Consider the following 23,622-nt stretch of genomic DNA (forward strand, 5'->3'; position numbering starts at 1 on the left):
ACTGAGTTGCCCGTTGTAAGTTGTTTGTTTTCAGTTACTAAGGTAAATAAACATTTTCTGTTCAAAACGATAACTGACGTCGCAACTATTTTAAATATCGTCTACAAATGAATTTTCCCGTTTCCGGAAAAAATAGATGGAGATAAACAAAAATATACCGATGACCACGACCGAATTGATTACGCTGTTCGGATTAAAAAAAGCTTTATCACCCAAAAGCGACCATTTGAATCCATCGATGATGCCCACCATCGGGTTCAGGTAATAGATGGGGTGCCACCATTCGCCGGCGTTTTCTTCCACCAGCCGACTACTGTACGCAATCGGGCAGGCATAAAAACCGATCTGAACGATGAAGGGAATTAGCTGGCCAATGTCCCGAAATTTGACGTTCAATACCGCAAAGATAAGACCAAATGCAAACGATGCCAGTAGCGCCAGAATTATAAAGAAAGGGAGAAACAAAATGTGCCAATCGGGCCAGAACTGATACCAGATGGTCAGAACAACGAACAGCCCCAGCGCCACCAGAAAATCGATAAAACTAACGACCGAGGAACTGAGCGGCATGATCAGCCGGGGAAAATACACCTTCGTCACCAGGTTCGAATTGGCGGTGATGCTGGTACTGATCTGGGTGAAGGAGTTCGAGAAAAAGGTCCAGATGGTTAAACCGGCCAGAATCATCAGGGGATACGGAATGCCGGGATCGCCTTTGAGTTTGGCTACTTTGCTGAATACGAAGAACATAATCATCATCGTAATCAGCGGGCGAATCAGGCTCCAGGACGTACCCAGAATTGTCTGTTTGTAGCGGACGGAAATGTCACGCATCGACAGAATATACAGCAACTCCCGGTTTTTCCAGAGATCCCGCCAGTAATTTTTTTCCGACCGGCCGGATTCAATAACCACTTCGTGTGTTTTCACAAACTTTATTCAGTGAATAGTGTAAGTATGTAGGATCAATACTGGACAGAGATCTGGCCAACGGCGCCGGAAACAAAATTCAGTTTATCGGCTCCGCACGGGGTCATTCGTGACGTTAGCTCTGCATGATGCTTTGATAGGTCTGTCTCAGGAATATAAAGACTAACCCCAGCATCAGGCCCAACAGTAAACCGGCCTGCATGGCAAATGGTTCGTGTGCTTCCTTGAAGAGGGGCAGCGATACGGGTTCAACAATGGTAAACAAAGGGGCTTCCTTGATCAGGCTGAGCTTCAGGTTGTCCACACTTTGAACGGCTCCGTAGTAAAGTTGCTGCAGAAACGTGGAGTTACGCGTTAACTTCGATTGCTGAAGCTGCCCTTCCGCAACGACAATTTGCTGGTTTTGATCGATATAGCGCGCCAGATTCGAATCATTGCGACCCAGTACACTCCCCAGCGAATCCCGCCGGGCTTCCATCAACTTCAGCATTTCATTGGTTTTACGATTCTGTTTTTCCGTAAAATCCTCCTGCACGGTTTCCAGCAGGACATTCAACCAGGTGGCGGCCAGCATTTCCGCGTGCATACCCGTTCGTAAAGTCAGAAACGATGATTTCCGATCGAGCTGGGCAATCGAGGTTTCGCCTTTAATGCGGTTGAAAACGCCGTCGAGCGCTTTATTTTCCAGTTTTGTGAACTCTTTCAGCCCTTTTCCCCGGATAAAACGAAAGTTTTTCAACGTATCGTCTTTCTCCCACTCATCATCCTGAATCCCACTTTTCCGGATGTAGTAATTGATCATCAGGTCCTTGTGGTTAGACGGTGTTTTGGCGAGCGGGGTAAAATTGCCCGTCGTATCGACTTCTTTCATCAGCGACCGGGCGATGATAGGCTTGGAAACCACGTAGTACATGAAGTTTTCACCCGTAAAGATGTTGGCGTCCGGAGCACCACCGCCCAGACCAAACATCCCGGCCAGGTTGCCCAGTTCGCCCATCCCGCCCTGGCTTGAACCGCCACCGAGGTTGAAGGTAATGTAACCCGTGTAAGTAGGGCGCTTGTCCAGATTCAAATCGATGATGAAACCAATGGCCCCGCCAATCACCATAAAGATGGCCAGCAGTTTCCAACTGCGCATCAGTTGATTCTTGAATAAAATAACCCGGTTTACAACGACCTTGGGCGATATCTGATCGGGAGGCAGCTGATTTTTGTCTGTGTTTCTTGAATCAATGGTTTCCATATAAACTGATTGACCGTTATTATCTGGATAATGCTCTTAAGGCTACTAAGGTAGTCACCAATCCGATGATCGAGCCGGCAATCCCGGTTGTGCTTTGGATAATCTGCAACGGTGTCAGCTCACCCTTGGTCGATTGAGGAACAATGATTTCGGAACCTGGCTCAACCCGGGGATAGACGTTAAAAAAGCCAAACCGGCGCGTACGATCGGCAGACCCGTTGGCGTATACGACATAGGCTCTTTTCCGCGCCGACCGGCTTGTAAAACCACCCGCCTGGGAAATGTAATCCTGAAAGGTTTGACCTCTGCGGTATTTCGCCGTTGTTGGCAACAGCACCTCTCCACCAACCCGTACGGTTTCCAGTTGTTTCGGAATCCGCAGGATGTCGCCTTCCTGCAAAATCATATCTTCCAGCGAGCCGGGGTTGCTCAGAATTTTTTGTAAACTGATGCCGATCAGCTGCTGCGTCTCCTGGGACGTTACTTCGGGGGCCACAACCGCTTTGGGGCTGTCGTCGGCCAATTCCGTAATGGTTTGCTGCCGTAATTGCTTTTCGGCTTCGCTGAGCCGAATTTCCCGGACCAGTGTGGCGCCCTGAACATACGCAAAAGGCGTAATACCGCCCGCCATTTTAACCAGATCCGAAATCCGCTGATCTTTGGTAATTACCGGATATTCACCGGGCATAACGACCTCACCTTCAACATTGACAAACGTCTGGATGCGGTAATTCGGCGACCGGCGCACAATTACCTGATCGTAGGGAAACAACGGAAAATTGCTGTCGGTCGATTTAATGCTCAGATCACGGTCGACGTTGAATCGGAAAATTTCGGAAACCTGGGCCGATTTCGAGTTGATATCGACATCTTTCTTCCGGCGGACAACCTCAATCTGCGCAGCGGCAGCCGACTCTTTCAAGCCACCCGCCCGGAGAATCAAATCTTCAAGCGTCATATTGGCAACGTAGGGCGTGGCCTCGATGGGGGTAATTACTTCACCGGTAATACTGATTTCGGCAAATTCAGCCATCTCGAACCGGGAAGGAATAATGACCTGATCTTCGCGTTTCAACTCCACATCCGGTTTACTGCCGTTTATAATATCTGCCAAATTTAAAGAGATATTTTCGATTGCCATATCCTCGCGGGTACGTACAATCTGAATCCGACCGATAAATGCCTCACCTTTCAGCCCCTCGGCGCTGGTAATCAGCTGCTTCAGGGTTTTGTTTTGATCCAGCGAATAAATGCCCGGCCGAAAAACGGCCCCCTGAATCCCGACCTGGTTTTCGTACCGAATCAAAACGGCTTCAACCACTGCCTGGTCACCATCTTCCATGGGGAAATTCGGAAATTCGGACTCCACTACATCGATCACCTTCAACTCGCGATTGGTAAAACGGGTGACCTTGATACGCGCTTTATAGGCATTGCTGCTGAATCCACCGGCCAGTTCCAGCAAGCGGGACATTGGTTCGCCGGGCAGCATTTCAAAAATGTTATTTCGTTTGGTCGATCCGTTGATTTCAACGTGGGATTTGAACGTCTGGAAACGGATGTTATCGTTATCCTGCAAGCGAATGTCATTCCGCTGAATACCGGTTGTCAGGAAGTCGTAAAGGTCAATTGAAGCCACGACCCGGTTACTGCGGATGACCTGCACATTCCGGAATGAACCAATTTCGCTCGGGCCACCGGCCTGATAAATGACGTTCATGGCCGTGGAAAGAGACGAAACCGTGTAGGTTCCGGGCCGGACAGCCTCGCCCGTAACCGTTACCCGGATGCTGCGGATGTCGCCCAGCGTAACCACCATGTACGTGTTAGCCGGGCCGTAAGGGCCACTTTTCAAGCCAACGTAGATCTTCGACAGGCGGTCCAGAATACGACCTTTGGCCTGCTCGATGGTGAGCCCCGAAACGTGAATGGGCCCTACCCGCTGAACGTAGATAAAACCGTCGGGGTTGACCGTGGTCTGGTAGGTGGCTTCCGAAAAACCGTAGATGTTGATGTTCAACTGGTCATTCGGCCCTACAACATACCCTTTCGGTGTTGCTATATTTACATTGGGCTGAAAAACACTGCCGTTGGCGGGGTCATTGAAAAGCTGGTAGCCGAACAGTTTACGGCGTTGGGCCGCCAGTTCGCGGTCGCGCAGCAGTTCCTGTTCCGTTTTTAGCTGGGCGTCGGCCTGATCCTGATTGGGTTCATCCGTGGCGTTGGCACTTTTGGTGCCGTTGGCATCGGTGCCCGTTTGCTGTCCCTGCTGGGTTGTACCGGTTCCCTGTTGTCCGGCTTGTCCGCGCGTACCCTGCTGGTTGGTGCCCTGTTGGTTCGTTCCGGTAGCGCCCTGCTGGCCGCGGGTTCCTTGTTGGTTGGTTCCCGTAGTGCCTTGTTGCTGGCTGCGGGGAGCGTTGCCGGGCAGGCCCTGAGTTTGGCCTGCCGGAGCCTGACCTTGCGTGGGGCGCGGTACGCCGGACGGGATTGTAGCCGGGGCCGATGCTGGGGCTGAAGGCGCAGAAGGGGCCTGAATGACCTGAGCAGACGCATTTAGGCCAGTGCAGACCAGCAGTACACCAAGAATGGTTTTACGGAAAAATTGCATCGAAGAGTAGGCGAAAAAATTTGAGCTAAAACAACGTAAATGTGGAGATTTTTGCATATTTTTAAGAAAGTATACGGCCGCTTTTAGGCGCTCAATCTCATTTGCTTTTGTTTGCTGTCGGTAGTAAATCGTGCATTGACGGTTTTTAACGCACTTTGCGCTACAAAGTAAACGAACTTTTACTACTTTTTAAACATTTTCTTTTTAAAGGTTAAAATTTCATATTTTGCGAACATACGATGAACTGTACAGGGCCGACTTCTGCTCTGGAAAACGGTTCTTCCGGTGTTTTCTGACCTAAAAATTAGTTTAACAGTCCTATGGCAGACAGTAATCAGGTTCAGTACACAGAAGACAGCATCCGGTCGCTCGACTGGCGGGAACACATCCGGCTTCGGCCCGGAATGTACATCGGCAAACTCGGCGACGGGTCGGCTGCGGATGATGGTATTTATGTACTGATCAAGGAAGTAGTTGACAACTGTATCGATGAACACGTCATGGGCAACGGAAAGCTCATCGACATTAAAGTGACCGACCACCGTGTCGAAGTGCGTGATTATGGCCGGGGCATTCCGCTCGGTAAAGTGGTCGATGTCGTATCCAAAATCAACACGGGGGGGAAATACGATTCGGGCGCATTTCAGAAGTCGGTTGGCCTCAATGGCGTCGGTACGAAAGCCGTCAATGCCCTTTCGACCTTGTTCCGCGTGCAGTCGTATCGGGAAGGAAAAACCGTCTGGGCCGAATTCGAACGCGGTATTCTGGTTCGTCAGGGGGAAGAAATCACGAATCAGCGCAACGGAACACTGGTGGTTTTCGAGCCGGACAATACGGTTTTTAAGAATTTCCATTACATTCCCCAGTTTCTGGAAAACATGATCTGGAACTATTGTTACCTCAATGCGGGGCTGACAATCAGTTTCAATGGCCAGAAATTTGTTTCCCAAAACGGCCTGCTCGATTTGCTGCGCAACAAGACGGATGAAGAAGCGTTGCGTTACCCGATCATCCACCTCAAAGGGCCGGATATTGAAATCGCACTGACGCACGGCAACCAGTATGGCGAAGAATATTATTCGTTTGTGAACGGCCAGTATACGACCCAGGGCGGAACCCACCTGGCGGCATTGCGCGAAGCCTTCGTCAAAACCATCCGCGAATACTTCAAAAAAGAATATGACGCTGCCGATATCCGGGCGTCCATCATTTCGGCCATCAGTATCCGGGTGCAGGAACCGGTATTTGAGTCGCAGACCAAAACCAAACTGGGGTCGATCAACATGGCCCCCGACTCCAACAGCACGACGGTTCGCTCGTTTGTGATCGACTTCGTGAAAAATCAGCTGGACGACTTCCTGCACATGAACAACGAAACGCGGGAAGCTCTCAAGAAGCGGATCGAGCAGTCGGAGCGGGAACGAAAGGAACTGGCCGGTATTAAAAAGCTGGCGAATGATCGGGCGAAAAAAGCCAACCTGCACAATAAAAAACTGCGCGATTGTCGGAATCACCTGCCTGATGCTAAATCCGACGACCGCTATAACACCACGCTCTTTATCACGGAAGGCGATTCGGCCAGTGGTTCCATCACCAAATCGCGGAATGTGCAAAACCAGGCGGTATTCAGTCTGCGCGGAAAACCGCTGAACTGTTTCGGGCTGACTAAGAAAGTGGTGTATGAAAACGAAGAGTTCAATCTGCTGCAACACGCACTCGACATTGAAGACGGTCTGGAGACGCTGCGCTACAATCGCATTGTGGTAGCCACCGATGCCGACGTCGATGGAATGCACATCCGGCTGTTGCTGATGACTTTTTTCCTGCAATTTTTTCCGGATCTGGTTCGGAATGGTCACCTTTACATTCTGGAAACCCCACTGTTCCGGGTTCGGAATCCGAAAAATCACAAGGAGACGATTTATTGTTATTCGGAACAGGAAAAACAGCAGGCTACCGATAAATTGATGAAAGGCGGTAAAAAAGTGGAGATAACGCGCTTTAAGGGTTTGGGGGAAATTTCACCGGAAGAATTTGGCCTGTTCATTGGCGATAACATGCGCCTGGAGCCGGTCATTATGGAGAAAGAAACATCGGTTCCGAAGCTGCTCAGCTATTACATGGGTAAAAATACCCCTGATCGTCAGCGGTTTATCATCGACAACCTCCGCATCGAGAAAGATATGGAGGAAGTGGCCCTGGTGCTGGAGTAAGGCGTGATGAGGTAAGAATGAAGAGTTGACCGCTGTGCCCTGGAAGGGCGGTCTGTTGATAGAAAAGAAGAAAAGTAAATACCGGTTAGCTCCGGAGGAGCGGTCTAAAAACATTCTCAGACCGCTCCTCCGGAGCTAACTAACCACATGAGGCTGCTCGGTGGTAACTCGTAACAGCCAACCTCTCCGGGGTTAATTCAAACGCCTTCAACGCGTTAAGTCCGGGTTGTCAATGCGGTTGGTTTACGTTTGCTGGTTGATTTTTAACTTATCACTCTTCATGCTTCACTCTTTTTCCAACGCTTGTCGTTGAAAACAGCGGTCAGGATCTGGGCGTCGGCATTCCGGCTAATCGGAATGTGATGGGCTTGGAGGGACGCTAATCGCCTTGCTCTTTATTTTATCGGCACAAAACAGATACGATTGGTGTAGGCAGGCCGGGCAGCGGTTTGCCGGATGAACGCGACCGGATTCAGAACGATAAAAAACCGTCCTGCCGGGTTTCCAGATGTAAAAAATAGTTGTTGGAAAATGGTTCGAATGGTTGATTCATCGTTTACGAATACATTTTTGCGGCTTTTTGGGTAATATTGTGTGCTGGGTTCATTTGATGAGCCTAACCCGACAAAAAACGGCCCGATTTTCAAACCGTTTCGAACTTTTTACTCCTAATTTTTTGAAAGTGACGCTCGAATCCCTCCGTACGCAGATCGATGGCATCGACGACCAGTTGTTGCAACTCCTGAACCAACGCATGGAAGTGGTCCGCCAGGTTGGCGAATTGAAAAAGACAAATAAATCAGTCATTTACCGTCCCGAACGCGAAAAGCAGATTCTGGATCGGCTGCACCAGCTGAATACCGGGCTCATGACACCGGCGGCCATCGACGCCATTTACCTGGAAATCTTCGCCGTTTCGCGGAATCTGGAAATGCCGGAACGGGTCGCCTACCTGGGGCCGGAAGGAAGTTTTACGCACCAGGCTGCCGAAAGCCGCTTTGGCGCGATGAGTGACTACATAGCCTTGCCCAACATTCGTTCGGTTTTCGAAAGTGTCGAAACCGGTCGCTCGCGGTTTGGCGTCGTGCCGATTGAAAACAACCAGGAGGGCGTGGTCAACGAAACCATCGATCTGCTGTTTGAAAAAGACCTGCTGATTGCGGCCGAAGCTCAAATTCCGATTCACTTCACGTTTGCCACCCAAACCGACGTGCTGAGCGAAATCACGCACATTTATTCCAAAGACATCGCTTTTGGTCAGTGCAGCAAATTTCTGCGGGATTATTTCGACGGGTTGTCCGCCGAACTGGTGCCGGTTGAGTCGACTTCGAAAGCCGCTAAACTGGCTGCTCAACAGCCCCGGGCGGCCGCGATTTGCTCCAATATTGCCTCCAAATTGTTTGGCGTGCCGGTTTTGTTCGACAACATCGAAGATACCGACCTCAATCGGACCCGGTTTCTGGTGCTGGCGAAGGATTTCACAAATCAAAAAAGTGGCCATGACAAAACAACCATCGTGGCCCGACTACCAAATACGAACAAACCGGGGGTATTGGCGCAATTCCTGCAGGAGTTCGACGCCCGCAGCATCAATCTAACCAAAATCGAAAGTCGTCCGCTACGCGAGGGAGCGACTTTCAAGTACTGGTTTCTGATTGAATTTGAAGGCCACGCCAACGACCCCGGCGTTCAGGAAATTCTGGAACACCACGGCGCGGATGTCAAATGGCTGGGAAGTTACGTGCGGTCGCAGGGTTGACAACCGGCTGATTTTCAAACAAGAGAGGACGAATGTAAATGCGTTTCCCAACCGGGTAGGTTTACATTCGCCCTCTCTTGTTTATCACGATTTTGTCTAAATCCCTAGAATCGTTTTTGCCTTCTCCACATCCAGCTTCATCTGAACGACCAGAGCCGGTAATCCATCGTATTTCAATTCCGGGCGCAGGTATTCGATAAACCGAACCGTCAGGTGTTCGCCGTAGATTTCCTGATTGAAGTCAAAGATGAAAACTTCGATGGTGCGGTAGGTTCCGCCGACGGTGGGCCGGGTGCCGATGCTCATAGCTCCGCCCAGCTTTTCGCCTTTGTAAATGACTTCGGTGGCATAAATCCCGTTGGCCGGAACCAGTTTGCTCGGGTCATCGACCTGAATGTTGGCGGTCGGAAAACCGATGGTGCGACCCAGCTGCTGGCCTTTAACGATGGTTCCGCTCAGGCTGTAAGGCCGTCCCAGAAATTTGGTAGCGGTTTTCAGATCACCATCCAGCAAAGCCGTCCGGATTTTGGACGAGCTGACGCCCACATCTTCCACATCCTGACGCGGAATTTCTTCGATCTCAAAACCGTATTCTGGGGCATGCTGCTGTAGATACTCAAAACTGCCTTCCCGGTTTCGGCCAAAATGATGATCATACCCGATCACGAGCTTCTTGGTACCGATTTTATCAACCAGAATCTGTTCGATAAATTCGGCCGATGACAGCTCCGAAAAAGAACGCGTAAAGGGAATAACCACCAGATTGTCGACGCCCGCAGCGGCCAGCAACTCGGTTTTTTCTTCCAGAGTCGACAGTAATTTCAGCCCCTGGCTGTCGTTGGAAACCACCGTGCGCGGGTGCGGCCAAAAAGTTAGCACGACGGTTTCGCCCGCCTGATCACCCCGGCGGGCAATCTCCGTGAGCCGGGTTAAAATTTTCTGGTGGCCTAAATGAACGCCATCGAACGTACCGCTGGTGACAACGGCGTTGGGGATGGGTTGAAACGTATCGGTTCCGTGGTAAATCTTCATGAACGTAATGGCTCAACCGGGCGGTTTTTGCTGATAAATCCGTCGATGGTGTCGGCTTCTTCAATCCGAAATTCACCAATGCGGGTTCGGCGGAGGGCTTTCATATAAGCCCCATTCTGCAAAAACAGTCCGAAATCGCGTACTAAGCTACGGATGTATGTCCCTTTTGAGCAAACAATCCGGAAATCAATTTCGGGAAATCGGTCGGTGTCGACTTCAAATGTAGAAACCGTAATGGTACGGGATTTAATTCCACCTTCTACTTTATCGGCGGTTTCGCCCCGTCGCGCTTTTTCGTAGAGTCGTTCGCCGTTGACGCGAACGGCCGAATAAATGGGCGGAATCTGGTCGATAACCCCGGTTAATTGCTGAACAGCGGTTTGAATGGCTTCCATTGTGATACCGGAAACATCGAATTCCGCATCGAACTCGGTTTCCAGATCGACGGAAGGCGTGGTTTTTCCCAGCACGAGCGTACCGGTGTATTCTTTCTCCTGCGCCTGGTAACTGTCAATCTGCTTGGTCATTTTACCCGTGCATAGAATCAGAAGACCGGTCGCCAGGGGATCGAGGGTTCCGGCATGACCAATTTTTTTGAATTTGCAGGCAAACTTGAGCTTTTTGACAACGTCGAATGATGTCCAGGTCAGCGGTTTGTCGATGAGAATTAGCTGACCTTCGTCGGGTTGATCCATCGGCTCAGACTATATCCAGTTTTACGCCAGCTGCCAGTAATCCAAGCAGTAACAATCCGAGCGCAATGCGGTAATAACCAAAGACTTTGAAACCGTATTTTGTCAGAAAACCGACAAAGCCGCGAATGGCGAGCAGGCCGACGATAAACGCAATGACGTTACCGATGAGCAGAATCTGAATGTCGTCGGATTGAATGGTTTTGTAGGTTTTCAGCAGTTTATAGCCCGATGCGGCTGCCATGGTGGGAACGGCCAGAAAGAACGAAAATTCGGCGGCCTGTTTCCGCGTCAGTCCCTGGGTCATACCGCCAATAATCGTAGCGGCCGAGCGCGAGACGCCGGGAATCATGGCGATGCACTGGAAAAATCCGATTTTCAACGCTTCGGGGAACGTAACGTCGTAATCGCGCGGGATTTGCTTGAAAATCCGGTCGATGTAAATCAGTAAAATACCGCCCAGCAGCAAGGTAACGGCCACAACCGTGACGTTTTCCAGCAGGGAATCGATAAAGTCGTTGAGCAGAAAACCGATAACGGCGGCTGGCAGGAAAGCGACGAAAAGCTTGAAATAGAAGTCGGTTGTTTGAAGAAACCGGCGTCGGTAGAGAACCAATACCGAAATAATGCAGCCAAACTGAATGTTGACCGTGTATAATTTGGTGAATTCCGACTTGCTGATGCCGACCAGTGACGAATAAATAATCATGTGGCCCGTTGACGATACCGGCAAAAACTCAGTCAATCCTTCAATAATGGCAAGGATAATCGCGTGGAGTAAACTCATTGATTCGTTGGTCGGCGCAGGATGGCAAAAAATTCAAGGATAAAACCGCCCATTACGATGAGTGGTCCGATGGTGAGGCCCAGGGCACCGAAGCCGAATTCTTCCGTGTCGAGGCTCATGACGATAAAACCAAGCAGAATAATGACCACGCCGATCACCATCAGGGTGTAGTTGGCGCGTCCGAAGGGAAGTTTGTTCATATACGTAGAATGGTTGAATGGCCGAATGGTTAAACAAGTTAGAAACCCATCCAGCGGATTAATATAAATCATCCAGGGATAAACGTAAATACCGGTGAACGGCCTGGAAGGTGCTGATTAAACCGATAATAATGCCCAGAATAATAACGGCCCCGAGCAAATAGGCAATTTTTTCGGGCTCCTGCAAGGTGGCCAAACCGTCAATATTCCGGAGGGCAACCTGCAACAAAATAAACAGGAGGGATGCCGCAATAAGACCGCTTAAAAGGCCCTGCGTCATTCCGCGACGCAGAAACGGAAGCTGAATGAAACCGTTCGTGGCCCCAACCAGCTGCATACTCCGGATCAATAACCGCTGTGAATACAGGGCCAGCCGGATGGTATTATTCATCAGAACGATGATGATGACCAGCATAATCACCGCAAAAACCGACATGATGATGTAGATTTTGGTGATGTTTTTGTTGATTTCATCGACGATATTTTCCTGGTAAATGACTTCAAAAACGCCGTTGACGCTTTCGAGGTCGGCTTTCACATCCTGAAGCCGGGATTCCTCAAAATAATCTTCCTGCAACTTGATGCGGTAGCTGTCGCGGAGCGGATTTTCGTTCAGGAAATTAGTGAAGTTTTCTTTGGTGTCGGCCATGAATTCCTTGGCGGCCACGTCCTTGCTGACAAAAGTAACCTGTGGAGTCGTGCCGTTGTAGAGCACGTACGGTTTTTTGATGACTTCTGCGTGTAGTTTTTCGAGCTTGTCAGCATCCAGATCTTTGTCCAGAAACACCCGCACTTCGTTGTTTTCCCGGATGTAGCGTACCAATTTCTTTGATTGCAGCACGAGCATTCCGCAAAAGCCAATCAAAAACAAAGCCGAAGTCAGGCTGAAAAGAATCATCCCGCTCGGATACGCACCCACTTTCTTTTTTGAAGCCATATAAAACTCCGTCGGGCAGTTTCATCCCGCCATACCGACATCCGTCACAAAAATACGGATTTTGCCCAAACCCCAACCCATTCTGTCGTTTAGAGACGGGAGATTTAGGAAAAATTAAGAATTAGGTGCGTCTTTCGGAACGTTATTCCTGGTCAACACCGACGCGGATGGGCGTTAGCTGGTCCATTTCTTCCAGTTCAAACAGCCGCGATCGGATTAAGAAGCGAACCCCAAGCGGTATTTCGAGCGAAAAACTGGCACCCCGGCCGGGCGTTACGTCGATAGTCAGCTGGGTATGTTTCCAATATTCAAATTGATCTTCCGACATATAAAAGTCGCAGCCGTGAATCTGGCCGAGCCAGACGTCGGAGGAGCCAATCAGGAAGTCGCCTTTTTCAAAACACATGGGCGAAGAGCCATCACAGCACCCTCCGCTCTGGTGGAACATCAGTTCGCCGTGCTCCCGGCGCAGTTTGTCGATGATGATTTCGCCCGCCTTCGTAACCTCAACGCGTGATATTTCCATGTTTTTGTGAATGGGTGAATGAGCGAATGAGTGATTGAGTGAATAAAAAAGCAGGCGTCAGCTATTCACTCAATCACTCATTCGCTCATTCACAATTGATTAAAAGAATCCCAGTTTATTCTTGCTGTAGGAAATCAGCAGGTTTTTCGACTGGCGGTAGTGGTTGAGCATCGACAGGTGGTTTTCACGGCCAAAGCCCGACTTCTTGTACCCGCCAAATGATGCGTGCGCCGGATAATTATGATAGCAATTGACCCAAACCCGACCCGCCTGAATGGCCCGCGGAACCTGGTACAACTCGTGGGCGTCGCGCGTCCAGACCCCCGCACCCAAGCCATACAGCGTATCGTTAGCCATTTCAATGGCTTCGTCGACGGTTTTGTAGGTGGTAGCCGAAACCACGGGACCGAAAATCTCTTCCTGGAAAATCCGCATTTTATTGTTGCCCTTGAAAATCGTCGGCTCAATGTAATACCCATTTTCCAACCCATTGTTCAGTTTGGCCGCACCACCGCCGGTCATGATTTCGGCCCCTTCCTGTTTGCCAATGTCAATGTAAGACAGAATTTTTTCGTACTGGTCATTGGAAGCCTGAGCGCCCATCATGGTGGTTGTATCGAGCGGATGGCCCAGTTTGATGGCTTTGGTGCGTTCGATCACCCGTTCCATAAAACCGTCGAAAATACTTTCGTGGACCAGTAAACGGGACGGACAGGTGCAGATTTCGCCCTGGTTGAGCGCGAACATGACGGCCCCTTCGATGCACTTATCGAAAAACGCATCGTCGGCATCCATGATCGATGGCAGGAAAATATTGGGCGATTTGCCACCGAGTTCCATCGTAACCGGAATCAGGTTTTCCGACGCGTATTGCATAATCAGCCGGCCGGTGGTGGTTTCGCCCGTGAAAGCCACTTTGGCGATCCGTTTCGATTGGGCCAGCGGTTTTCCCGCTTCCGGCCCGAAACCGTTGATGACGTTGATGACGCCGGGAGGAACGACGTTTTCGATCAACTCCATCAGGACCAGAATTGAGGTTGGCGTTTGTTCGGCGGGTTTCAACACCACACAGCAGCCCGCGGCTAGGGCCGGAGCGAGTTTCCAGGTGGCCATCAGCAGCGGAAAATTCCACGGAATGATCTGGGCCACTACGCCAATCGGCTCTTTGATAATCATCGAAACCGTATCGGCGTCCAGTTCCGAAACTGATCCTTCTTCGGCCCGGATGACGCCGGCAAAATACCGGAAGTGATCGACTACCAGGGGCAAGTCGGCGGCCATCGTTTCCCGGACGGCCTTGCCGTTTTCGACGGTTTCGACCCGGGCCAGGAATTCGAGATTTTTCTCAACAATGTCGGCTATTTTCAATAAAATATTGCTGCGTTCGGTGGCCGACGTGCGCGACCAGGTCGCAAACGCTTTGTGGGCCGCATCGACCGCCAACTCAACGTCGGCGGCTTTTGAACGGGGCATTCGCGAAATCAGGCTGTCGTCGATGGGTGAATTATTTTCAAAGTATTCACCACCGACGGGCGGCACCCACTTGCCACCAATAAAGTTTTCATACTGATTCTTGAATTGCGGTCGTTCCAGTTGGGTAGCCGGGCGGGTGGCCACGGGTGCTTCTAAGGTTTCCATGGAATAAGAATATGTTAAACTGATTTTCTAAATTTGAATTGTGACAAATTTTGCCGAAATCGTTCTAAAGTTTTTTCGGTATTGTCTCAAAAACTTGCGCTATGATCTCTTTATGCTTGTAAAGAATAGCGATTCAAAAAAGAGAAACGCCCGAAAGGGGACCGGTTTTTGGGAGCCAACCGACCCGGAATCGGATTTGTAAACTGAATAGAACCAGTAATTTATGTCATCGGGAAGAAAGTCATTGTCGAATTCGGACGCCTTACCGGCCTGGGGTGGCCGTTTGGATGCACTTGTCGAAAATAAACTGACATTAAGCCATGATGTGGCCGAGTTGCATCTGTATGAAACCTTTCAGCGGGCGCAACTGGTGGAACTAACATTTGATTCTCCGGTTCTGACCAGCATGTTGACAGGAAAGAAGGTAATGCACATCGATGCGCTGAAACCGTTCGACTACCTGCCCGGTGAATCGCTGGTTTTACCGGCCAACAAGCCGATGAAAATTGACTTTCCGGAAGCCACGCTTCAGTCGCCAACGCGCTGCCTTGCGCTGACGATTTCAGACGAATTTATTCAGCAGACGGTCAACCACCTGAATGAAGAATACCCGCGTTGTGAGCCGAGCGAAGTGTGGGAAGTGAATACCAATAATTATCATTTACAGAACAACTTCGAAATCAGCTCACTGATCGATAAAATCATCCGGCTTTACCGGGAAAACAATGTGTTGAAACCGTTCTTCATTCATAACTCGCTGGAAGAACTGATCGTGCGGCTCATGCAGACGCAGGCCCGGCGGGTGCTGGTCGATCAGGCGCGGAAATACATGAGTTCGCACCGGCTGGCCTTTGTGGTGGAGTATATTCGCAACAATCTGACGAAGGCATTGGCGATCGAAGAATTGTCCAATCAGGCCTGTTTATCCAAGTCGCATTTTTTTCGGTTGTTCAAAAATGAACTTGGCATTTCGCCGATCCAGTTTATTCTTCAGGAACGCATCCGGCTGGCCAAACAGATTTTAAGCAATCCGGCCAAGTCGATAACGGATGCCTGTTATGAATCTGGCTTCAACAGCCTGACGCATTTTAGCAGTGCCTTCCGAACCGTCGAACGCATCAGCCCCCGTCAGTATAAGCAGCAATTGTCGTAAGCGGTTTTAGTGCTCGTGCCGGCGCATGTAGTCATCCATTGAGAACTTGCCGGAACCGACCACCAGAAAAAGCAACATCAGCCCCAGCACAACGATCGATAACCAAAGTTCCGAATTCAGCGCGGAGAAGCCTTTGCTGATGTTGATGAAAAAAACCGCTCCCACCAGAATCGGTAATTGAGCCAGAATGGCCAGCCGTGTCAGGCAACCGCAGGCGATCAGCAAACCGCCCACCAGATGGGCGAACGCTACGTAGTGAACCAGAATAACCGGTGTCAACCCAAACCGGCTGCCGCCAACGAGCGAGGAAAGATACGTGGTGTCACCAATGAAACTAATTCCTTTCAGGAACAGGATAATTCCCAGCATAATGCGAAGAGCGTCAATCCAGGCGGGATGGTGTGTATCACCCCAGTGTTCAACCCGTTGTAGAACATTCATGGCTTAGCTTTTTTGGTATAACTAGCCTAAGTTAGGTATTTTTATTAGACAAAAGCAAGATTTAGTTGTGATATTTTTTATGGAATGAGACCCTCTCAGCGAATGGGTGAGTGATTGGCATAAATGGCGGGATTGCTTGCCGATTAAATAATTTTGGGGCACTTTGTGCTTCCTGCCAGCCGGGATCGCCGGGGTTTGGGCATCCGTTTGCTGGTGAGCCGGATCGGTTCCGGGGCTTTGGCTTTAGAAGGCGTAACGATGATTTCCATCGACAGCAGGTCGTCCAGCGGCCGGTAATCCGGTGGGGTTGGCGCGTCAGTCTGAACGGGAAAATAGTGATCGCCCGGAAACTCGTAGCGGTCGAAATCGTAGTCGTAGAGATAAATATTGATGTAACCGTCTTTGCTATATTTTGAACTGATTGAGTTCGTTGGCATCAAATTCTGAGCCTGAATAATATCCGGTCGTTTTGCCAGCGAGTCCTTAAAATACTCTTTATAAACCTTGTAGCGGTTAAACTGGTAGACCATACTGGCCGAATCAATCGTCATGGCAATGTCCAGGTAATGCCGCCCAAACTCGCCTTTTCCATTGCGTGCATACAGTACGCCCAAATTATTGATGGCACTTTTGTCCAGGTGACCCAGGTAACTCGTAATGGCTTTGTCGAATTCTTCCGTGTTTTTATAAACGTTTCCTAAATTATTGAAGTACGTTTTATGGGTTGAGTCAAGGTCGCGCGACCGCTCGTAATCGCGAACGGAGCGATAATAGTATTGTTTCGCGTTGTGAAAATCCTTCTGTTTTTCGTGTTTCAGGGCCAGATACGACCGAACAATTCCCCGGTTATTGTACAGAAACGCTTTGTGATGCCCCCGGTTGATGACACTGTCGAGCACCGATTCGGCCTGTTCAATGCGGTCTTTTTCCAGTAATGAAATGGATAGTCCATTCAACGCATTCAGATTCAGTCGGTTATGGTGTAGCGCCCAGGAAAAATTGTCATAGGCTTCTTCCATATTTCCGGACTTTAAATACATGTTTCCCTTGTTGGTCAGCATGCGATCGTTTTGCGGAGACAAGCGGATGGCTTTTTCCAAATACACTAAGGTGTAGCGGTAACTATCTTTTTTCCGATACACCTCACTAGCGCCTGCGTAAGCCGCCGGGTGGTCTTTGTTCAACCGCATGGCGGTATTTAAATTCACCAAAGCCGTGTCTAACTGATTCAATTCCAGGTGCGTAAGTCCACGACTCAGAAAGCAATCGGCCAGGTCTTTTTCTTTTTCATTGAATAAGTCCGGTGCCTGGGCAAAATGTTCCATCGCTTCCTCGTGTAAACCCTGCCGGTGGCTAACGACACCCAGGCCGAGGTGAATGTGCTGGTTATCAGGGTCTAAAGCCAGCGCGGTTTCAAACTCAATTCGGGCTGAGCGGTAATCGCGAATGCTGCATAGGGCGTTGCCAAGGCCCGTGCGGGCCTGAATCCACTGGGGACGAAACTGCACTGCCCGGCGGTATTCGGCTACGGCTTTGGTAAATTCTTTCTGACCATACAAGGCATTCGCCAGGCCGAAGCGGGCGGAAGCCTGAAACGTACGGTCGCCCGACAGCAGATAATTGGTAAACTTTTCGGCAGCTTCTTCATACTGCTTCAGCCCCAGGAGTGCATTCCCGATCCGAACCGGCAGCATGTGGGTGAGTTCCGGCTCTTTTTCAGCGGCCTCATACGCGCGAAGTGCTTCCCGGTATTTTCCTAAACCCAGCAACGCATCGCCTTTAACCAGCCGGTAAACCGCTTCGCCGGGTCGCATCCGAACTACCTCCGCAGCCAGCCGATGGGCTTCTTCAAATTCGCCGGCGTGAAGATGCGCAACGGCCCGATTGAAGGATACTTTATCGGCTCCTTTGCCACCGGAGGCCGTCTCCAGCAAAGCCATACCCACTTTAACATCGCCACTCATGCAAAAAAATATGCCTTGATTGGCCTGTGCGTGCGGAAAAGCCGGGATTTGTTGCAGGAGTTGATTGGCTTCTTCATACCGTTTCAAACGACTCAGGATAATGGCCTGATTGTAAAGCAGTGTATCGGAAGGGCGACCGGCAGAAGCCCGTTGCAGCAGTTGCAGGGCGCCGGAATAGTTCTTGTTCCGGGCCAGTTTAATGGCGGTATTGTTTAAACGCGAAACGGAATCCGCATCCGGTTTTAAATCAGAAACCGTCCCGAATGACTTCCCTGCTATCGATTGAAAAACGATAAAACACAACAATACACTAGCAGGGCGTAAAAGTTTCGGCATTGGCGGCTTTTATTAGGACGGGCAGGTGAAGATACAGTTTTTGGTTTTATGAGCCAAAAAAAGTAAGCTGCCGGTACTTTTGAGCAGGCAGTTCGTCTGGAAAATGAAAGGGAATTTTACTTAAGCGAAATTCTGGCGGGTATAATTCAAGATTAATTTGTGATGGGGATCATTAAATAATACAAAATTTATTTTTAGTAGTGAATACTAATTAATTGAGTCTGATAATTAAATAGTATGAAACTTGAATGAACATCTATCTTTGCTGCGTAATAACCCTTAAACTCAATTCTAAATGAAAACAATTTACACACAAGTTTCCCGTACTTTTTTAGGTTTTACTTTCTTAACGTGCGTGTTTGGAAGTTGCACCGTGCCCGATCATTATCGGGTTGATTCCTGTTCACAAATTAGTGCCATGCTGGCCGGTTGCTCGGGTGGCTATCAACTGTTTGTTACCATCAATACCACAACGAATGATCCCATCGGCGCTGTTCCTGCCGCTGATGCGCCTGCCGTGCTTGATCCAAATGAGATTTCTTCGGCAGGGGATGATTGCCTTTATAAAGGCAACAAAATAGCGCCATCCAAAGAAGCGACTAGTCTTATAATTACAAAACCGACCTTTCAGTATCAGTATAAATGCGCGCCTAAAGTTCGGTAAATTAGATGGTCAAAGGTTTAGGAAGGCGTTTTAAACTTCTGTCTTCCTAAACCTTTGACCGTTTTTTTACAACACTTTCGCGTGTACGGGTTCTTTTTGTAACCGGTGTTGGTACAAGAACTCGATCAGATCCGCAACCAGACCCGTCCAGCCAGTTTGGTGATTGGCGCCAAGGCCGCTGCCGTTATCGCCGTGGAAATATTCGAAGAACAGGTGCATATCCTTGAAATGGGGATCGTCCTGGTATTTTTTGTAGCCATTGTAAGCCGGAATCTTGCCGTTTTCATCACGCCGGAAAATATTGACCAGCCGTTCGGCCACCAGCACCGTTGCTTCCTTGATACTCATCACCTGACCCGAATTCGTCGGGTATTCGATCTCGAAATCATCCCCGTAATAATTGTAAAACTTGAGCAACGAGTCGATGAGCAGGTAATTGACAGGGAACCAGATGGGCCCGCGCCAGTTTGAATTACCGCCAAAAAGGCTCGTTTCCGATTCGTTCGGGACGTATTTTACCTGAAAAATCTCCCCGTTCAGGTTAAACTCATACGGTTTTTCTCCGTGGTATTTCGACAACGCCCGGATACCGTAATCGGACAGGAATTCCGTTTCATCGAACATCCGCTTGAGGAGCATTTTCATCCGGTGACCCCGCAGCAGCGAAAGCAGGTGCGTGGCGCCTTTACCCGGTTCGTGCCAGCGCGAAATCATCGATGCCAGATCCGGGCGGTTGGTCAGTACCCACTCGACCCGGCGTTTAAAATCCGGCAGTTTTTCCAGTAAACTGTCGTCCAGAATCTCAACCGCAAACAGCGGAATCAGCCCCACCATCGAGCGGATTTTCAATAGCATACTGGCGTTATCCGGTGTGTGCAGAACGTCGTAATAAAACTGATCGTCTTCGTCCCACAAGCTGATGCCTTGTCCGCCCAGGTTTTTCATGGCAGCGGCAATGTGCAGGAAGTGTTCGAAAAACTTGGACGCCATATCCTGATACGTGGGGCGGGTCAGCGCAATTTCGCAGGAAATCCGCAGCATGTTCAGCGTATACATGGCCATCCAGCCCGTTCCGTCGGCCTGCTCAATGTGACCGCCCATCGGCAAGGGCTGGCTGCGGTCGAACACCCCAATGTTATCCAAACCGAGGAAACCGCCCCCGAAAACGCTGTTGCCGCTGACGTCTTTGCGGTTTACCCACCACGTAAAGTTGAGCAGCAGCTTGTGAAACACCCGTTCCAGAAAGTTGATGTCGCCTTTGCCGTTCATATCCCGGTCAATCTCGTAGACCTTCCATGTGGCCCAGGCATGGACGGGCGGATTCACGTCGCCGAAATTCCACTCGTAAGCCGGTATTTGCCCATTGGGATGCATGTAATACTCCCGCAGGATGACCGCCAGCTGTCGCTTGGCAAAATTAGGGTCGAGCCGGGCCAGTGTGAGCGTATGAAAAGCCAAATCCCAGGCAGCAAACCAGGGATATTCCCATTTGTCAGGCATCGACAGGATGTTGGCGGTATACATATGCCGCCAGCCGGAGTTACGCTGGTAGGCCCGCCCGTGAAAGGGCGTAGGCATTTTCGGATCGCCTTTCAGCCACTCATTCACGTTGTAATAGTAGAATTGCTTGTTCCACAACATCCCAGCGTAGGCCTGTCGCTGAATGATGCGCAACTCGGGATCGGTGACGTTGTTTTGCAACTGATCGTAAAACTCGTCGGCTTCCCGGAGTCTTTCATTGAAAATAGGATCGAAATCCGCAAAGGGCTGGCTGATGTGCGTATCCTGACTAAACCGCAACCGAATCGTTACTGAATCACCGGCTGGAACCGTCCGGACATACCGCGCTGAAGCTTTTGAACCAATTTGATTCGGATTGACGTGTTTTTTTTCTCCCGAAATGATGTAGTCGTTGATACCATCCTTGCAAAAAAGCGACTCGTTCGGAATACCGTACAGCCGTTCGGTATTGGTTTCGTTTTCGCAAAAAAGCAACTCGTCGGCCTCTTCGCAATACAGCTTATACTTGCCCAACAGCTTGTGATCGACTGCGATCTGGGTTGTCGCAATGCCGTTCAGAATGGGTTTGTAGGCATATTGCTCATACCCCCACGACCACGTATTCCGGAACCAGAGCGTGGGCAGCATGGTAAGTTTGGCGGCTTTGGTATAGCGATTATGGGCCGTAATTTTTATGAGAATATCGTTCTCGTTGTTTTTAGCGTATTCGATGAAAATGTCGAAATACTGGTTCGAATCAAAAATGCCGGTGTCCACCAGTTCGAACTCCGGCTCCAGCCGGTTTCGGCGACGGCCTTCGTCCACCAGACGGCTGTAAGGAAAAGGCTGTTGTGGATACTTGTACAGCATTTTCATGTACGAATGCGTTGGCGTACTATCCAGGTAATAGTACATTTCCTTCACATCCTCTCCGTGGTTGCCTTCCGGCCCGGTCAGGCCAAAAAGCCGTTCTTTAATGATGCTGTCACTGTGATTCCAGAACGCCAGAGCGAAGCAAACGTGCCCCTTATTGTCAGAAAGTCCCCCAATACCGTCTTCTCCCCACCGATAGGCGCGGGAGCGGGCCATATCGTGGGTAATAAAACCCCAGGCATTGCCGTGGACACTATAGTCTTCGCGGACGGTGCCCCAGGAGCGTTCCGACAGATAAGGTCCCCATTTCTTCCACCCTTTGTTATCGGCGCGGGTATAAATGCGTTCGCGTTCGATGCTATTTTCCATCTTGAGGTTGTATTCCATGTGAAGCTTCAAGTACAGTGTTACGGCAAAACTCTTCGTATACAAGTTAGACGAATAAACTGGTATGAAGTCATTTATCGCCTTAATTTAGTGTTCAGATCCAAAATTGGTATCCTGTAACGGCTATTATTTTTGCTTTTTTCGGTCCAAAATACGTCCACCGGCGGTTCTTTGTCAACCAAAAACGGCGTGAATGGACGATTGCCAGACAAAACAAAATGGATTTTAGACCTGAAGAAACCCGGTACATTTTTCGAGCCATACTTACGGCATGTCTGATAAATGTTCTTATTCGGTTCAGAGTCCGGAAATGCAACGGGCGATATAAAATCCTATATCGCCCGTTGCGTTTGTTCAGAAGTCCTGCAATCGCCGTCAATCCGGATCTTTGAGGGGGGTGTTGGTATTGTTATCGCGCTCCGTTCGCGGATACGGCATGAAGTTGCGATTGCGCTCGCCGGTCACACTCGGCCCCGAACGGCCAAAACGGCGGCTGTCTTCCAGGCGGAAGCCGCTGTAAGCCAGCTCGATAGCCCGGTTTCGGTAAATTTCGGTCAGCACATTCGCAGCCTGAGCCGGCCCGGGATAAGCCGGTAAGTCGGCCCCTACACCCCAGACATCGGCAGCCGGTTTTTTGGTGAGCACTTTATTCAATTCGTCAATCGCACGATCGACATTGTTCGGCGATCCCCCCGTTGCAATGGAACGGATCAGGGCCTCGGCCCGGATGAGGAGCATCTCCCCCGGCAGATAGACCGGTATCGGAGCGGTATTGGCCGTGGCAAAACCGGCACCCAGATTCTGCGTGGTGCCGGGCGCGGTCCGAACGTAAAACGGAATGCGTTTGTCGGCCGGGTCGGGCGTTAAACCGGCTGGCAACCCGAGCGTGGCACTAACGGGTTCGATGACGTTCCGGTTACTGAAGGCGGTTTCAAAAATGGGGTTCCGCGTATTGTCGTCAAACGAGAAAAAGGATCGTTTGGTCAGATCGACTTTTCCGGCCGCTTCCAGTGCTTTGGTATAGTCACCGGCAAACAAGCTGTAGCGGGCAATCAGGGCCTGAATCGTATTGGGAATGTCAATACCGGGGGCAATGTTAAGTTTGAACTTATCCGACAACGGCGTCGATGCGACCAGCGTGGCGACCGCTTCCAGTTGGGTGACGGCTTCTTTCAGCAGTTGAGCCCGGGGAACAAAGGCGGCATTTTCGCCCGCTTTGATCGGAGCCTGCTCGAAAAACTGGGCCAGAGTTCCCAGCGACAACGCCTTGAAAATGGCCGCATACGCCACAACACCGCTTCGCGTCCCGGCTTCAGTTATCTTGTCGGCATTGGCCAGAATAATGTCGGCGTTCGCATTCGTGATCAGGCAACTGGTCCAGAGCTGGCGGACAATCGAGTTCTGATTCGTGACGTTGGCCAATCCCGCTTCCAGCGCAATTTCATCGACGTTTCCCGCATTCAGCACGCGGAATTCCCGGGTGGTGAGCCCTCCGGCCGCAACGGCGTTGTAAATAGCCCCCAAACGACCGGACGTATACCGCGATTGAAGTCCGTTGGCCAGCGCAATCAGGCCATCAGGGGAGTTGATAACCTGTTGTTCACTGGCCGCGCTGGGATTCAGGTATTCTTCCCGGCAGGCATTCTGGCTGATCAGGATGGTAATCAAACCAAGAATTAACTTATATTTTTTCAGGATCATGATCGTAAGAAGTTAAACAATGACTCTTCATTTAGCAT

The 23,622-nt window shown here is 50.1% G+C and carries 18 protein-coding genes; 4 read left to right on the top strand and 14 right to left on the bottom strand.

Translation table 11 applies throughout. From position 1 onward, the window contains the following. Positions 1–90: 90 nt before the first annotated feature. From EHT87_RS01280 to EHT87_RS01290, 3 genes are all read right to left on the bottom strand, one after another. Positions 91–930: an ABC transporter permease gene (locus EHT87_RS01280; protein ID WP_124903065.1), complete on the bottom strand. Its 840-nt coding sequence runs from the start codon at positions 928–930 to the stop codon at positions 91–93. A 115-nt stretch (positions 931–1,045) separates the two neighbouring features. After that, positions 1,046–2,068, bottom strand: coding sequence for a hypothetical protein (locus EHT87_RS01285; protein WP_229320782.1), 1,023 nt, complete (start codon positions 2,066–2,068; stop codon positions 1,046–1,048). Positions 2,069–2,192: 124 nt separating this feature from the next. Next, the gene (locus EHT87_RS01290) at positions 2,193–4,781 is read right to left on the bottom strand and encodes a polysaccharide biosynthesis/export family protein (RefSeq protein ID WP_124903069.1); all 2,589 of its coding nucleotides are present in this window, start codon (positions 4,779–4,781) and stop codon (positions 2,193–2,195) included. A 320-nt stretch (positions 4,782–5,101) separates the two neighbouring features. Between EHT87_RS01290 and EHT87_RS01295 the strand changes: the two genes are divergently transcribed. Together EHT87_RS01295 and pheA are read left to right on the top strand one after the other, a co-directional pair. Continuing rightward, on the top strand, positions 5,102–6,994 hold the full coding sequence (locus EHT87_RS01295; RefSeq protein ID WP_124903071.1) for a DNA topoisomerase IV subunit B: 1,893 nt from the start codon (positions 5,102–5,104) through the stop codon (positions 6,992–6,994). A gap of 682 nt (positions 6,995–7,676) precedes the next feature. Next, the gene (gene pheA, locus EHT87_RS01300) at positions 7,677–8,753 is read left to right on the top strand and encodes a prephenate dehydratase (protein WP_185716165.1); all 1,077 of its coding nucleotides are present in this window, start codon (positions 7,677–7,679) and stop codon (positions 8,751–8,753) included. Positions 8,754–8,849: 96 nt separating this feature from the next. Here pheA and EHT87_RS01305 read toward each other — a convergent pair whose 3' ends face one another. From EHT87_RS01305 to EHT87_RS01335, 7 genes are all read right to left on the bottom strand, one after another. Then, positions 8,850–9,785 (bottom strand): bifunctional riboflavin kinase/FAD synthetase, encoded by a 936-nt coding sequence (locus tag EHT87_RS01305; RefSeq protein ID WP_124903075.1) that lies wholly within the window; start codon positions 9,783–9,785, stop codon positions 8,850–8,852. Further along, positions 9,782–10,480 carry a tRNA pseudouridine(55) synthase TruB gene (gene truB, locus EHT87_RS01310; protein WP_124903077.1) on the bottom strand — a complete coding sequence of 233 codons (699 nt, stop codon included), beginning with the start codon at positions 10,478–10,480 and terminating at the stop codon, positions 9,782–9,784. Before truB ends, EHT87_RS01305 begins: the two co-directional genes overlap by 4 nt. A gap of 4 nt (positions 10,481–10,484) precedes the next feature. Next, positions 10,485–11,264 carry an undecaprenyl-diphosphate phosphatase gene (locus EHT87_RS01315; RefSeq protein WP_124903079.1) on the bottom strand — a complete coding sequence of 260 codons (780 nt, stop codon included), beginning with the start codon at positions 11,262–11,264 and terminating at the stop codon, positions 10,485–10,487. Continuing rightward, positions 11,261–11,464, bottom strand: a complete 204-nt coding sequence (locus tag EHT87_RS01320) for a DUF3098 domain-containing protein (RefSeq protein WP_229320783.1) — start codon at positions 11,462–11,464, stop codon at positions 11,261–11,263. Before EHT87_RS01320 ends, EHT87_RS01315 begins: the two co-directional genes overlap by 4 nt. Positions 11,465–11,522: 58 nt before the next feature. Further along, positions 11,523–12,401 (bottom strand): cell division protein FtsX, encoded by an 879-nt coding sequence (locus EHT87_RS01325; protein ID WP_124903083.1) that lies wholly within the window; start codon positions 12,399–12,401, stop codon positions 11,523–11,525. 142 nt (positions 12,402–12,543) lie between these two features. After that, positions 12,544–12,927: a DUF779 domain-containing protein gene (locus tag EHT87_RS01330; RefSeq protein ID WP_124903085.1), complete on the bottom strand. Its 384-nt coding sequence runs from the start codon at positions 12,925–12,927 to the stop codon at positions 12,544–12,546. A 99-nt stretch (positions 12,928–13,026) separates the two neighbouring features. Next, positions 13,027–14,565 (bottom strand): aldehyde dehydrogenase family protein, encoded by a 1,539-nt coding sequence (locus EHT87_RS01335; protein ID WP_124903087.1) that lies wholly within the window; start codon positions 14,563–14,565, stop codon positions 13,027–13,029. Positions 14,566–14,788: 223 nt separating this feature from the next. Between EHT87_RS01335 and EHT87_RS01340 the strand changes: the two genes are divergently transcribed. After that, a complete protein-coding gene (locus EHT87_RS01340) occupies positions 14,789–15,718 on the top strand; it encodes an AraC family transcriptional regulator (RefSeq protein ID WP_124903089.1) in 930 nt (309 codons plus the stop codon). Positions 15,719–15,724: 6 nt separating this feature from the next. On the opposite strand, the gene EHT87_RS01345 is transcribed toward EHT87_RS01340, so the two are convergent. Together EHT87_RS01345 and EHT87_RS01350 are read right to left on the bottom strand one after the other, a co-directional pair. Then, positions 15,725–16,159 carry a DoxX family protein gene (locus EHT87_RS01345; RefSeq protein ID WP_124903091.1) on the bottom strand — a complete coding sequence of 145 codons (435 nt, stop codon included), beginning with the start codon at positions 16,157–16,159 and terminating at the stop codon, positions 15,725–15,727. Positions 16,160–16,302: 143 nt separating this feature from the next. Further along, positions 16,303–18,459: a tetratricopeptide repeat protein gene (locus tag EHT87_RS01350; RefSeq protein ID WP_124903093.1), complete on the bottom strand. Its 2,157-nt coding sequence runs from the start codon at positions 18,457–18,459 to the stop codon at positions 16,303–16,305. A 295-nt stretch (positions 18,460–18,754) separates the two neighbouring features. On the opposite strand from EHT87_RS01350, the gene EHT87_RS01355 reads away from it, so the two are divergent. After that, positions 18,755–19,123, top strand: a complete 369-nt coding sequence (locus tag EHT87_RS01355; RefSeq protein ID WP_124903095.1) for a hypothetical protein — start codon at positions 18,755–18,757, stop codon at positions 19,121–19,123. A 66-nt stretch (positions 19,124–19,189) separates the two neighbouring features. On the opposite strand, the gene EHT87_RS01360 is transcribed toward EHT87_RS01355, so the two are convergent. Then, complete coding sequence (locus EHT87_RS01360; protein ID WP_124905947.1) at positions 19,190–21,865, bottom strand: MGH1-like glycoside hydrolase domain-containing protein; 2,676 nt, start codon at positions 21,863–21,865, stop codon at positions 19,190–19,192. Positions 21,866–22,258: 393 nt separating this feature from the next. After that, the gene (locus tag EHT87_RS01365) at positions 22,259–23,584 is read right to left on the bottom strand and encodes a RagB/SusD family nutrient uptake outer membrane protein (RefSeq protein ID WP_310587499.1); all 1,326 of its coding nucleotides are present in this window, start codon (positions 23,582–23,584) and stop codon (positions 22,259–22,261) included. Between the last annotated feature and the right edge of the window lie 38 nt (positions 23,585–23,622).

The sequence above is a fragment of the Larkinella knui genome, assembly GCF_003858645.1.
GTDB lineage: Bacteria > Bacteroidota > Bacteroidia > Cytophagales > Spirosomataceae > Larkinella > Larkinella knui.

Coding starts and splice junctions, on each gene's coding strand:
- EHT87_RS01285 (WP_229320782.1), bottom strand. CDS start 2,068: ATGCGCAGTTGGAAACTGCTGGCCATCTTTATGGTGATTGGCGGGGCC.
- EHT87_RS01330 (WP_124903085.1), bottom strand. CDS start 12,927: ATGGAAATATCACGCGTTGAGGTTACGAAGGCGGGCGAAATCATCATC.
- EHT87_RS01355 (WP_124903095.1), top strand. CDS start 18,755: ATGAAAACAATTTACACACAAGTTTCCCGTACTTTTTTAGGTTTTACT.
- EHT87_RS01360 (WP_124905947.1), bottom strand. CDS start 21,865: ATGGAAAATAGCATCGAACGCGAACGCATTTATACCCGCGCCGATAAC.
- EHT87_RS01325 (WP_124903083.1), bottom strand. CDS start 12,401: ATGGCTTCAAAAAAGAAAGTGGGTGCGTATCCGAGCGGGATGATTCTT.
- EHT87_RS01305 (WP_124903075.1), bottom strand. CDS start 9,785: ATGAAGATTTACCACGGAACCGATACGTTTCAACCCATCCCCAACGCC.
- truB (WP_124903077.1), bottom strand. CDS start 10,480: ATGGATCAACCCGACGAAGGTCAGCTAATTCTCATCGACAAACCGCTG.
- EHT87_RS01290 (WP_124903069.1), bottom strand. CDS start 4,781: ATGCAATTTTTCCGTAAAACCATTCTTGGTGTACTGCTGGTCTGCACT.
- EHT87_RS01350 (WP_124903093.1), bottom strand. CDS start 18,459: ATGCCGAAACTTTTACGCCCTGCTAGTGTATTGTTGTGTTTTATCGTT.
- EHT87_RS01315 (WP_124903079.1), bottom strand. CDS start 11,264: ATGAGTTTACTCCACGCGATTATCCTTGCCATTATTGAAGGATTGACT.
- EHT87_RS01295 (WP_124903071.1), top strand. CDS start 5,102: ATGGCAGACAGTAATCAGGTTCAGTACACAGAAGACAGCATCCGGTCG.
- EHT87_RS01320 (WP_229320783.1), bottom strand. CDS start 11,464: ATGAACAAACTTCCCTTCGGACGCGCCAACTACACCCTGATGGTGATC.
- EHT87_RS01340 (WP_124903089.1), top strand. CDS start 14,789: ATGTCATCGGGAAGAAAGTCATTGTCGAATTCGGACGCCTTACCGGCC.
- EHT87_RS01335 (WP_124903087.1), bottom strand. CDS start 14,565: ATGGAAACCTTAGAAGCACCCGTGGCCACCCGCCCGGCTACCCAACTG.
- EHT87_RS01365 (WP_310587499.1), bottom strand. CDS start 23,584: ATGATCCTGAAAAAATATAAGTTAATTCTTGGTTTGATTACCATCCTG.
- EHT87_RS01345 (WP_124903091.1), bottom strand. CDS start 16,159: ATGAATGTTCTACAACGGGTTGAACACTGGGGTGATACACACCATCCC.